11 protein-coding genes are annotated in these 12,499 nt (G+C 48.6%); 6 read left to right on the forward strand and 5 right to left on the reverse strand.

Annotated features, from left to right (window positions below):
- Positions 1 to 33 precede the first annotated feature (33 nt).
- The 3 genes from FE296_RS20925 to FE296_RS20935 are packed head-to-tail and all read left to right on the forward strand — an operon-like array spanning position 34 to position 3,134.
- A complete protein-coding gene (locus FE296_RS20925) occupies positions 34 to 1,107 on the forward strand; it encodes a FecCD family ABC transporter permease (RefSeq protein ID WP_150366187.1) in 1,074 nt (357 codons plus the stop codon).
- Positions 1,108 to 1,109: 2 nt separating this feature from the next.
- Positions 1,110 to 2,126, forward strand: coding sequence for a FecCD family ABC transporter permease (locus FE296_RS20930; protein WP_150366188.1), 1,017 nt, complete (start codon positions 1,110 to 1,112; stop codon positions 2,124 to 2,126).
- A 60-nt stretch (positions 2,127 to 2,186) separates the two neighbouring features.
- On the forward strand, positions 2,187 to 3,134 hold the full coding sequence (locus FE296_RS20935; protein WP_150366189.1) for an iron-hydroxamate ABC transporter substrate-binding protein: 948 nt from the start codon (positions 2,187 to 2,189) through the stop codon (positions 3,132 to 3,134).
- A gap of 131 nt (positions 3,135 to 3,265) precedes the next feature.
- On the opposite strand, the gene FE296_RS20940 is transcribed toward FE296_RS20935, so the two are convergent.
- The 4 genes from FE296_RS20940 to FE296_RS20955 form a co-directional block, all read right to left on the reverse strand.
- Positions 3,266 to 3,688 carry a macro domain-containing protein gene (locus FE296_RS20940; RefSeq protein WP_150366190.1) on the reverse strand — a complete coding sequence of 141 codons (423 nt, stop codon included), beginning with the start codon at positions 3,686 to 3,688 and terminating at the stop codon, positions 3,266 to 3,268.
- Positions 3,689 to 3,832: 144 nt separating this feature from the next.
- The gene (locus FE296_RS20945; RefSeq protein WP_223868984.1) at positions 3,833 to 4,705 is read right to left on the reverse strand and encodes a TIGR02452 family protein; all 873 of its coding nucleotides are present in this window, start codon (positions 4,703 to 4,705) and stop codon (positions 3,833 to 3,835) included.
- A gap of 115 nt (positions 4,706 to 4,820) precedes the next feature.
- Positions 4,821 to 5,306, reverse strand: coding sequence for a riboflavin biosynthesis intermediates N-glycosidase (gene ybiA, locus FE296_RS20950; protein ID WP_150366192.1), 486 nt, complete (start codon positions 5,304 to 5,306; stop codon positions 4,821 to 4,823).
- A 91-nt stretch (positions 5,307 to 5,397) separates the two neighbouring features.
- The gene (locus FE296_RS20955) at positions 5,398 to 6,339 is read right to left on the reverse strand and encodes an NUDIX hydrolase (RefSeq protein WP_190945402.1); all 942 of its coding nucleotides are present in this window, start codon (positions 6,337 to 6,339) and stop codon (positions 5,398 to 5,400) included.
- 240 nt (positions 6,340 to 6,579) lie between these two features.
- Between FE296_RS20955 and FE296_RS20960 the strand changes: the two genes are divergently transcribed.
- The 3 genes from FE296_RS20960 to FE296_RS20970 all read left to right on the forward strand — a co-directional run bounded on the left by FE296_RS20960 (position 6,580) and on the right by FE296_RS20970 (position 10,730).
- Complete coding sequence (locus FE296_RS20960; RefSeq protein ID WP_124117193.1) at positions 6,580 to 7,014, forward strand: MarR family winged helix-turn-helix transcriptional regulator; 435 nt, start codon at positions 6,580 to 6,582, stop codon at positions 7,012 to 7,014.
- A gap of 103 nt (positions 7,015 to 7,117) precedes the next feature.
- Positions 7,118 to 8,905 carry an ABC transporter ATP-binding protein gene (locus FE296_RS20965; RefSeq protein WP_150366193.1) on the forward strand — a complete coding sequence of 596 codons (1,788 nt, stop codon included), beginning with the start codon at positions 7,118 to 7,120 and terminating at the stop codon, positions 8,903 to 8,905.
- A complete protein-coding gene (locus tag FE296_RS20970; protein WP_223868985.1) occupies positions 8,889 to 10,730 on the forward strand; it encodes an ABC transporter ATP-binding protein in 1,842 nt (613 codons plus the stop codon). The genes FE296_RS20965 and FE296_RS20970 overlap by 17 nt, the downstream gene beginning before the upstream one ends.
- A 136-nt stretch (positions 10,731 to 10,866) precedes the next feature.
- On the opposite strand, the gene FE296_RS20975 is transcribed toward FE296_RS20970, so the two are convergent.
- Positions 10,867 to 12,423 carry an ATP-binding protein gene (locus FE296_RS20975; RefSeq protein WP_223868969.1) on the reverse strand — a complete coding sequence of 519 codons (1,557 nt, stop codon included), beginning with the start codon at positions 12,421 to 12,423 and terminating at the stop codon, positions 10,867 to 10,869.
- Positions 12,424 to 12,499: the final 76 nt, after the last annotated feature.

Here is a 12,499-nt window from a genome sequence, read left to right on the forward strand (position 1 = left end):
ATGATCACTAATTGATAATGATAATCAATAACAATGAAATACGTTGTTGGTACCAAAGGAGTGACCCGTATTCAACATCCGGGACTGCCACATCGTCCGTCTAATTCAAGAAAATCTGCAGTGACCGTTGGGCTGACATTTTTGTCTGCCATAGCCATATTGCTGCTAAGTATGTTTGTCGCAATCTCTTTAGGTGCCAAAGGGCTAACGCTGGAAACTGTATGGGCTGCCATATTTCAGTACAACCCAGCTTTGACACCACATCAGATTATTCATGAACTTCGGCTGCCTCGTGTCCTTGCCGCGGTTATTATCGGTGCTGCCTTTGCCGTTGCAGGAGCTTTAATGCAAGGTATTACGCGTAATCCGCTGGCAGACACGGGCATTCTGGGCATCAATGCTGGAGCAACTTTTGTCGTAGCACTGAGCTTTGCCTTTTGGCCCGGACTGCCGTACGGCTGGATTATGGTTTTATCATTCGTGGGGGCTGTTCTCGGCACTCTGCTTATCTTCCTGCTTGGAATGGCAGCACCTGGTGGTCTGAATTCCATCAGACTGACCGTTGCAGGGGCCGTTATTGCAGCCATGTTAACCTCGCTCAGCACAGGAGTTGCCATTTATTTTGACCTGAGTCAGGATCTGGCCTTCTGGTATGCAGGAGGTTTTGGCGGAATAGAATGGCGGCATCTGAAGTTGATTCTTCCCGTACTGCTCGTGACGCTGGTGCTGATTATGCCACTCGCCCGGCGTGTATCCCTTATGTCACTCGGAGAAGAAGTCGCGATTAATCTCGGGATCAACCTGCGCTGGACGAGGTTTCTCGCCCTCGCAGCAGTTGTTGTGCTGGCTGGTGTGTCCGTGTCGGCAGTAGGTTCAATTGGATTTGTCGGACTTGTCATCCCTCATATCTCCCGCAAACTGGTGGGTGTGGATTATCGACTCATCATTCCGATGTCTTCTCTGCTTGGAGCGATATTACTGGTGCTCGCCGATCTGGGCTCACGCATCGTGAATCCGCCCGAAGAGCTCGCGGTAGGCATTATGGTCGCCTTTGTAGGTGTACCATTCTTCCTCCATCTGGCCCGTAAAGAAAGGAGGGCCTTGTAGCGATGAATTCCAATACACCTTCACGAGGTAAACGTTCAATAATCGTCAGTATCACGCTGCTCTGCATCGCCATTGCCGTTATTGTGATCAGCCTGAACACGGGAACCATTCGTCTCTCCCCAGCGGTTGTGTTACAGACTTTGTTTGGTAATGGCAGTTCGGATGATCAGATTGTACTGTTTGATTACCGATTGCCTCGCATCCTGGTAACTGTACTAGCCGGAGCAGGACTTGGTATTGCCGGAGCAGCCTTGCAAGGGATCACCCGCAATCCATTGGCGGACCCGGGCATTCTCGGATTACATGCGGGGGCAGCGTTTGGACTCATGGTGTTTGTTAGTCTCTCCTTTACGATGGATGGCTCTGTAGCCTTGCTGATTCCGTTGTTTGCTTTTGCAGGCAGTGTTGCCGCCGCCCTGATCATCATGCTGTTATCTTATGATCGCCATAACGGCGTGTCACCCATTAAGCTGATTCTGGTGGGAATCGCGGTAGCGGCCGGGTTTCATGCGTTGACCCTCTACCTATCCCTGCGTCTGGATGAAGACACCTATTCCTTTGCCGCTCGCTGGCTGGCAGGAAGCGTCTGGGGCCGGGATTGGATTCATGTGCAAGCGTTGCTTCCTTGGGTGGTGTTATGTATCTCGTACATTTGGAGTCGATCCAAAACGCTCGATGCCTTTAATCTTGGAGATGCTGCCGCAACCAGCATTGGGACGCCTGTTCGATCCCAGCGTATTATTTTGTTACTCTGTGCCGTAGCCTTGTCTGCCGTCAGTGTATCGATGGCTGGAGGGATTGGCTTTATCGGTCTGGCGGCACCACATCTGGCGCGCAGACTTGTCGGTCCGATGCATCGGCATCTGATCCCTGCTGCCGGGCTCATTGGTATGGTTATTCTGGTGAGCGCTGATACGGTCGGGCGAACGATCTTTCAGCCTAACGCCATTCCGGCAGGCGTGGTGGTTGCCGCGATTGGCGCACCTTACTTTTTGTACCTGTTAGTACGAAGCAAGTGATCTTTTTTTCAAAAAACAATAAAGACATCCAAGAGATGTTCAAGGAGAATGTGACTACCTATGTTAAAGAAAAATCTTATGCTTGTCCTGAGTATCTGTCTGGTGCTTGTACTCGCTGCCTGTGGAACGGCCAAGACTTCACCATCTGCTTCTGGCGGTTCGTCCACGGATACTTCAACCAACAATCAAGACAACAGTGCAAATACGGGAGAGCAACGCATTGCCTCCATGTCGATCCACCTGACCAATGATCTGCTGTCTCTCGGCATTACGCCGGTTGGTTCTGTTATCGGTGGCGAAGCCAAAGGCTTCCTGTCTCACGTTGCTGATCGCCTTCAAAATACAACGCCACTTGGTCCGGTTAAAGACCCGGATATGGAAGCTTTGCTTGCCCTGAAACCCGATGTGATCTATCTGGACGAAGAATTCTCCGGTGGTGATATTGCCAAATTCGAAAAAATTGCTCCGGTGCATGTCTTCAATCTGGATGACGGTACATGGCGCGACCATCTGAAAGACATTGGCAAACTCGTGAATCGCGAGAAGGAAGCCGAGCAATACATTCAGGACTACGCGACCGAAACGGAAGAAGTGAAATCCCTGATTCATGACACGATTGGTGATGGTACCGTAATGGCAATCCGTGTTACTGCCAAAGAGTTACGTGTGTTCAGTACACGCCGTCCCATGGGTCCCATTTTGTATGAGGATCTCGGTCTGACTCCTGCCAAAGGCATCACAGATATCGATTCAACTAAACCGTACCAGGTCGTCTCACGTGAAATATTGCCGGACTATGATGCAGATGCGATCTTTGTGGTTGTGAATTCGGATGATGAAGCGAAAGAAATGTTCAAGGAGCTGCAAAACAATCCGATCTGGCAAGGTCTGAAAGCCGTCAAAGCCGGTCATGTCTACCCAATTGGTGCACAACCTTGGCTCGATTACTCATCGATCGGTAATAAAATGGCCATGGATGAAGCCAAAGAAATGTTCTCCAAAAAATAACCAAAAAACCTCACTTTGAAATCGGAACAGCGTTAGTATGAATCATACTTACACTCTATTCCCCTCAAAGCTGAGGTTTTTGCTTTGGATCTGCCAGCAAGCTGCAGTCCATCCTCTTCCACCAAGTGCGCTCACAGTGCACAGACAATAATCTCAACATCCGTATCGGCAAAAGCTTTCTGAATAATTGGGCTGACTTTCTCCCATTTCAGTCTGTCCAACCCGCATCCGATCCGGGGCATCGCCAGTTTCGTAATACCTTCCATCACACATACGTCCCGCATGGATTCTAACGCATTCGTCAACGATTGGTACGTCGGCTTATTGGAGAACTTTGCCTTGGTGACCAGATTGAGCGTCCGTCCTACCGGATAACATCGTCCAATCTCAAGCGGCTCTTGTTTGGCCTGTTCTTGAAGATTCTCCAAACCGAATCGCTCGCGGAACTGTACCGCAATGCCCTTGCCCATCCTTGCATCGGCTGATATGCAGTGCGCAAGCGAGTAATCATCTCCCAGATCGAATAAATCCTGCTGTCTCTCATGAAATTGCATGTCCTCTCTCTCCTTTATCCTATTTACACAGACACAATGATGACAGAACAACCCTCCAAGTCGCTGTTATCCCCAAGTCTTTTCTGTCCTCTCCGTAATCGTGCAAATGATTAGTTCAACATATCGAGATCCTTATTTTATTTATTAGACCTCTGCCAAAATACGTTGAAATGCCATTAACGTTCTCTGACCTGCTGATCGATCATATACAGCAAATACAATGCGTTCAAAGGCGTCCTTATATGCCTCTCCCACTAACACATCATGAAAATACTTCGCCACTACTGCTGGTTCATTACGAAATACGCCGCAACCGTACGCACCCAGAACAATCGTGCGGTGACCATTCGCAGCAGCCACGTCCAGAATATAACGGATGCGTTCCTTCATCACCGACTCAATCTGTAGATCATCCGCTTCTCCACGCTCTTTCACCACACCCGCATTCACCGCCGGCGCAGTAATGAATGAGGATACATAATATTTGTCCAGCAGCCTGTCTTCATCATCACGGATCACCGGAACATCCGGTGAATAGATCATATGATTCGAATAGAGACCCGATCGCTGTTTGCGATTGTAATCGTACATTTCATCCATCTGGGCGATGCACGGGTATAGTCCTGTCGCTCGGGCCAGACTCTCTTCCTGTGCCTGACTTCCGCCAAGGAAACCGCCGCCCGGATTTTTCGCCGATGCAAAGTTCAAACAGACCACATCTTCTCTTCCTTCATCTACCGTCAAACGTGAAGCCGCTCCAAGTGTAGTCTCACCAGTAACTTCAATGCGACCCAATGCAGCTTCAACTTCAGATGATGGGGCCGCGGGTTGAATTCCAACGTGAGCTTCTGTACAACGCTTCTCTCTGAGCGCGGACAATTCTGCTGGACGGTATAAGACCGAATTTCGGATCGCTTGCTGCACATCGGTACCGATCCCAACCTTGCGATCATACCCATTTACGTAATGCCCTTCATCCAAAATAGCCAACGTCTGCTGTGCGATATTAGCCCGCATGGAACGTGAATTGGAGCCAGCATTCCCAGTTGATCTACCGAGTTTATTATTGTTGTTGTTATAACGCCCACTGCTATTTTTGTTATTGCTGCTATTGTTTTTATCCTGTTGTTGGTTACTCATCTGAATCACTTCCTATATCTTCTCTTAGACGGGTCAGAATCTCACCCAGCCAGTTGGTTCCCCGCCATGTTCTTCGATTGCGAATACGCGGGTCTTCCTCCGCCAGTCCCACACCCCAGATGCGATCATCCGGACTTGCTTCCACAAGGGTCGTTCCACGAGTGGCGCGCAGCGCGGTTAGCAGTTCTTCGTTTTGTGTAAATTTGGCCAAATTGCCCTCGTAAACGATGCGCTGGCACTCAGCTTCCCATAAAGTCCGGTCGAAGCCCGTAACCTGTCTGCCCAGCTTTTTTTGTACCGAAGCAGAGCTTGCCTTCAGAATCTTGTCTGCCATGGTCTGATCGCCAAACAGCAGCGCTTTCTGGTGCATCATGTATTGCTCCGCACTCGTGTAGTGAACCCCGTTCACGGTAAAGTCCGCCGGGTGCCACTGTGAGAATGGAGATGCTGTCCTCCAGAAAAACGTAAACTTTTCCATCCATATCCCCTCTTTACTTGTTCCTCATGTATGCAGTCATCCCGCGAAAATCTTGAATGACTTCATTCGATTTATTAATGCATGCCATCTTCTATATGTTTTGCCTCTCTGGGTTCAATCTGTATAAACGGGAGGGTCGATGACCGGCACTGCTGGCATAGTCTCCCGTCTCAATGACCCAATCGGCGATTTTGCGCCGGAAAGCGGCAGCCAGCAGTTTTTTGCCACTGATGATCTCATGTACTTTCTGAAGCGCAGTCAATGTGAACGTCTCTGGCATCAGATTGAATGCAATATCCGTATACTCGATCTTGGATCGCAGACGCTCAAGTGCATAATGAATGATTTTGGCATGATCAAATGCAATCCCCTGGACCTCACCCAACGTCAAATGATGGCTCCGCACTTTTCCTTCTATCGTTTCTTTTGTCTCAACAATGGCTGACAACTCTTCTGTTCCATTGGTCAAAATCAATTGCAGCCTGCGTTCTGTCACACGTCCACGCTCATGGATATGGCGCTTCTCTTCCAGAAGACGCTGCTCCACCCGAAACCAACTGGCCTCACTGGCATCATCACCGGCCTGAAGCTCCAGCTCGCTGCTATCGACGACCAGCGCCATATAGGAACAGCTGATAACCCGTGTACGTGGATCTCGATCGACATCTCCCCAGGTGTACAGTTGCTCCAGATAAATATCATCCAGCCCCGTCTCCGTCAACAATTCCCGCCGAGCAGCATCTTCCAATGATTCCTGCATGGAGACAAATCCGCCCGGTAAAGCCCACTGTCCCAGATAGGGATGGCCGCCTCGCCGAATCAGCAGCAACTGGAGTTCGGGTTCCGCGAGCTTGCGATAATTCTCCTGAGCTTCACTGCGAATCGTAAATACCAACATGTCCACGGTGACGGAAGGACGTTCATAATCGCCAGCATTATACGTTTCCAGAAACTGTTGTTCACTGATATGTACCTGATCCGGATGCTCCCTGTAATCTGGGGCTTTTCCTCCAGAGGAACTTTCGTAAGTCATAATATACAAACTCCATTCTGTTATTAACATTATGTTATTAACAATTAGATAATATCAATTTATCACATCGTTTTATCTCAGGTCAATATTTCCAGTTTAAAATAAATGATCTGTATTCACTTGACGATATGTCAAATCGAACTTAAAATTTAGTTAGTCGACTAACTAAATGTGCATGTTCAAAAAGTCTGGTTTTAAGTACCGAGAAGATGGAATGAAGATAGAAATGGAGTAGATGATATGAACCCAGTCCAAAATGATCGGTTAATGCGACAGCTATCCGAACTCGTGAAACTGAAACGCTACAAGGTTCATGAGAAACTTGTGAACCACCCCGAGTTATACCCGGGGCAGCCCCCTTTGCTGTTCCAGCTTGAACGGGAAGATGGCCAATCCCAGAAAAACCTGGCCGAACAACTTCAGCGCAGTCCCGCAACGGTAACCGTGATGCTCAAGCGCATGGAAACATCCGGTTATGTGAGACGCGAAGCAGACCCGAAGGATCTGCGCAGTCTGCGGGTATACCTGACGGATCAGGGGCGCTCCGCGCTACAAGAATTGAGAGTAGTGATTCAGGAGTTGGAACAGCAGGCTCAGAAAGATTTCACCCCGGAAGAATCCCGGATCATGTCTCTACTTGCACAGCGTATGCTCCAAAACCTGCGTGAATCCTGAGGTGATGCAAACTCTCAACATCGCTAGCAACAACAGGCTTGAAGCAGCTACAGGTATGATGAAATTGATTCACTTATGCAATTAAAACTGAGGTGATTTCCTATTGTGGACGTTAAAACGATTCTTGACACCGTATAAGTCAGCGGCGATCATCGCCCCGCTGCTCATGGTACTTGAGGTAACCATGGACCTGCTCCAGCCCAAGCTGATGTCCAGCATCGTAGATGACGGTGTACTTGCTGGGAATCTGTCCCATATCGTAACTACAGGTCTGATCATGTTACTTGTTGCGTTAATCGGCTGGGTTGGCGGCGCAGGCTGTACACTCTATTCAAGCAAAGCTGCCGTTGGATACGGCACGGATCTGCGTCAGGAACTGTTTGATCATATTCAGACCTTCTCCTTCCGTAATCTGGATACGTTTCAGGAAGGATCACTGATCACTCGTCTGACCAGTGATATTACCCAGATGCAAACTTTTGTACAGATGTTGCTGCGGATGTTCATCCGTTCGCCGATGCTGATCATCGGTAGTATCATCATGGCATTTACGATTAGTGTGAAGCTGGCTTTGATTCTTATTGCCACTGTGCCCGTACTGTTTATTATCTTATTTATTCTGATAAAAGCTTCCTATCCGCTGTTCGCCAGTGTTCAGAGCAAACTTGATCAGGTCAACGCCGTGCTCCAGGAGAATCTTGCCGGCATCCGTGTCGTCAAGGCGTTTGCACGTGCACGTCTGGAGAAAAAGCGGTTCAAGCAATCCAACGAAGACTACACTTCAACCGCCGTCAAAGCCTGGCGTATTGTAACGCTGAATGCACCTGTGCTCAGCTTGATGCTCAACGCTACCATTGTAGCGGTACTGTGGTTCGGAGGTTTTCAGGTAGTAGGAGGAGATATCGCTGCCGGAGATCTGATTGCTTTTATCAACTATGTCACGGTTGTACTCTCATCCCTCACGTCGATCGGCATGATGATGATGAGTTTCTCCCGAGCCAAGGTATCTGCCGCCCGGATCAACGAGGTGTTACATACACAGCCGGATATTCAATCAGGAAGCGATAATTCAAGGAATGTACAGTCACTTCCGTCTACCCGTGACCACCAGAGATCATCCCAACCATCTCCTGTCGTGTCGCGTACAGCTGGTCAAGTGGAGTTCAGGGACGTATCTTTCCGTTATGACGGAGACCATGCACTTACCGGCATTAACCTGATAGCTCGCCCGGGTGAGAAAGTGGCCCTGATCGGTTCCACAGGTTCAGGCAAAACATCGCTGGTGCAGCTGATTCCCCGTCTGTATGATGCTTCGCAGGGTGAAGTGCTCGTGAATGGAGTGAACGTACGCAACTGGGATCTTCAGGATCTTCGCAGCCGTGTATCCATTGTGCTCCAGGAATCCATTCTGTTCAGCGGCAGCATCCGGGATAACATTTGCTTCGGCCGGCCCGGTGCAACGGATGCTGAATTGCGTGCTGCGGCACAAGCTGCGGCAGCGGATGATTTTATTATGAAACTGAAAGACGGGTATGACACGGAACTGGGTCAGCGCGGGGTCAATCTGTCCGGTGGGCAGAAACAACGTATATCCATTGCACGTGCCCTGCTCATGCGACCGGAAGTTCTGATTCTGGATGATAGCACCAGTGCTGTGGATCTGCGTACAGAAGCAAGTATTCAGAAGGCATTGCAGTCCTTAATGAAAGACAGCACCACCTTTTTGATTGCACAGCGGATCTCCTCCGTGAAGGATGCAGACTGTATATATGTTATTGATGAAGGACAGATCGTTGCCAGGGGCACACATGATGACCTTATGGCTCATTCATCTCACTACCAATCGATCTATTATTCGCAGCAACGGAAGGAGGATGTTCAATTTGGCTAAACCTGCCTCTTCCTCCATACAACAAACGGTCGTGCCTCCCATCGGAAGACCCGGACCAGCGGGCAGAGGACCTGTTCCCAAAGTCAGAGCCAAAAATGCCCGCCACGCCTTAATCCGGGTATGGTCATACATGGGACGTCATCGCAAAGGAGTTATTGCTGCATTGGTGCTGACCGCTCTCGGAACACTGCTCAATCTGGCGGGACCTTATCTTCTCGGCCGCGCCGTTAACGAACATATCGTTCCCAAAGTAACAGCGGGTTTGCTGAAAGAATGTCTCCTCTTGCTGAGTGTTTATGTCCTTGGCTCACTCCTGATGTGGGCTCAATCCTATGTCATGATTGGTGTGTCCCAACTGACTGTTAAAGATCTGCGTCATGCATTGTTCTCCCGACTGCAAGAGCTGCCTGTTAGCTTTTTTGATAAAAATCAAAGCGGGGATCTGATGAGCCGGGCCACCAATGATATCGATAACGTATCTACAACGCTGAATCAAAGCGTAACCCAATTGATGTCCAGCGCCATCCTGCTTGTTGGCTCTTTGTCGATCATGTTCGCACTTGATGTTCGGCTTACCCTGCTCAGTCTGGTGACGGTACCCTTAATTACCATCGCCACTCGTCTGATCGCGTCAAGAACACGCAAACACTTCACCGCCCAGCAGAAATTGCTCGGTGAGTTGAATGGGTATGCTCAGGAAACCATTGCTGGACAGAAAGTCGTAGCGGCTTATAACCGTCAGGATCAGGCACATCAACATTTTGAGAACCTGAACGAGAAACTTCGCACATCCAGCACACAGGCCCAGACTGTTTCGGGTTTGGTTGGCCCTACGATGAACGTGATGAACAATATTGGTTTTGCCATACTGGCTTCTGTAGGTGGCTGGATGGCTTATCATGATCTGACGTCCATCGGACTAATCGTCAGCTTTCTCGCTTACTCCCGCCAGATTGAGCGGCCGCTGAGCGATCTGGCCAATCAGTACAATCTGATTCAGGCTGCAATCGCAGGTGCTGAACGTGTGTTTCACATCATGGATACGCCTGGCGAATACGTGGAGGAACAGAAGAAACAACTGGACCAGATTCAAGGCAAAGTGGTATTTGAAGACGTCTCCTTCGGGTATAGTGCGGAGCGAGACATTCTTAAGAAGGTCAGTTTTACTGCAAAACCTGGTGAGATGATTGCACTTGTTGGACCCACCGGCGCAGGCAAAACGACCATTATCAACCTGTTACCCCGTTTCTACGAGATTACAGGCGGACGGATCACCATCGATGGATGTGACATCTCGGAACTGGAGAAGAATCAACTCCGTCGGCAACTCGGCATTGTACTTCAGGATGCCTACCTGTTCTCGGGTACCATTCGTGACAATCTCGCCTATGGCAAGCCGGACGCAACCGATGAACAGATCAGGCAAGCAGCTATGCTTGCGAATGCACATTCATTCATCCGCAAACTGTCGCAGGGCTACGATACGCCCATCATTTCCGGGGGCAGTAATCTAAGCCAGGGACAACGACAGTTGTTGACCATTGCCCGGGCAATTCTGGCTGATCCGGCCATTCTTATTCTGGATGAAGCAACAAGCAGCATTGATACGCGTACTGAGATGAAGATCCAGGAAGCGATGCGCACTTTAATGAAAGACCGCACCAGCTTTGTCATCGCCCACAGACTGAGCACGATTCGTGAAGCCGATCAGATTCTCGTCATTGATGATGGACAGATCGCTGAACGGGGCAGCCATGATGAGTTAATGCAGCAACAAAGATTCTACTATCAGTTACATCAGGGACAGCTCAATAAGTCGAACTAAAGTGTGTCTGCATAGCTACTGCACAATAGTTTAATCGAAATGCTAAACGCCGCATGGGTTCTTCAGGACCCATGCGGCGTTTTTATGTTTTTGTCTAATGACTATTTAATTGCTATCTCTGGGTAAGTTATATGATTTACGTCTCCATTGGCAGATGAAGCGTGAAGGTGGAACCAACCCCCATTTCGCTATGGACGGTAATTTTACCATTGTGATCCTGAACGATTTTCTGGCAGAGTGCAAGTCCCAGTCCCGTCCCTTCTTCTTTGGTTGTATAAAATGGATTAAAGATTGTAGATAGCGAATTTTCCGGAATACCGCTTCCTGTATCTGTAATTGAAATGAGCACTACGTCTCCTTCCTGTAACAAATCCATATGAACCTCACCAGGGTCTGTCATTGCTTCAAAAGCGTTACGAATCAGATTGATCAATACCTGTACAATCTTATCCCGATCCATGTTGATCACAACTGGCTCATTAGTCATTTCAAGCGTAATTTGATGCCCTCGGGATGCCGCATCTGACTCGGTCAAAGACATCACTCGTTCAAGGCAGTGACCCAAATGTTCAGGTTTCATGTGATTGGCATGTGGTTTGGAAAACTGCAAAAATTCAGCCGTCAGATCGGTTACTCTCGTCACCTCACCCATAATCACTTCATACCATGGCGCGATATTAAACGCTTGTCCACGGGAAAGCTGCAGAAATCCCCGAATTGCGGTAAGCGGGTTCCGAATTTCATGAGCCATCCCCGCGGCCAGTTCACCCACGGCCCTTAATCTTTCGGAACGAAATACTTCTTCTTCATTTTTCAGCCATTTGCTGCGCTGTTGTTGAAGCAGCCTATCCTCGGCTACCGTCATAAAGTGCTGCAACGAATCCGACATTTCCGGGTACAGGGAGATGCTGTAGCTTACCTGGAGTCCTTGAAGCTGCACGGATAACAGTGACGACATTCGTTCTTCCACATCCTGTATCTCCGGCAAAACGACCGCAAATCGGTCTCCTGCATACCGGGATATGCCATAGGCCTCGGTGAAATGATTGCTGATCATCTGACCTGTACTTGTGATTACCGTACACCAAGGATCTTCTGAATCTTTTTTAAAGCCGCTAAAGTTATTAACGTTCAAAAGGACAAGCAAAAAAGACCGTTGCTGTTCTACTGTCTTATGCAGTACCTCCATGTAACCTTCGTAATTCAACAGACCGGTAAGCGGATCATGCAGGGTCAGGAACCGATTTTTTTCCCGAAGCCTGCGCTTCTCGACCTCACTGTTGATTAAGGTATGATACAAAAAAATGATAACAACCGAGGTTAACAGGTCAAATAACGAAACCAGCAATGCGTATGCATCTATAGGCACATAGGAAAGGCGAATCACCGTATATTCCAGCATAAACAGCAGTGAAATGGGCAAGGTCTGCGCTACACGCTGTTTGCCCTCGATCATAGAAAGGATGAGCATATAATACAACATGTTGCACCAGTTCAGCTCACTGAAATAATGGAATATTCCGAGAAAAATCCATTGGAACTTTCGCAGTACAGGATATCTTCTCTCCCCATAAATACTTGCTACCAATAAAGTCCCCGAAAGCAACATGATTTCCAAATGAGGGGTAAGCCTTAGAACATAAGAGGACAGAATGACAAGCAAACAGCCCAGTGGGAAAATTACCATTTTCATCGTGTAACTTAGCAAATAGCCTCGCCCCCTTTGACATAAAACTCACATCAAACAACTTATGTACATGTATTATATC

Origin of the sequence: Paenibacillus sp. UASWS1643, assembly GCF_008693195.1 — a bacterium.
In the GTDB taxonomy this organism is placed as follows: Bacteria; Bacillota; Bacilli; order Paenibacillales; family Paenibacillaceae; genus Paenibacillus; species Paenibacillus amylolyticus_B.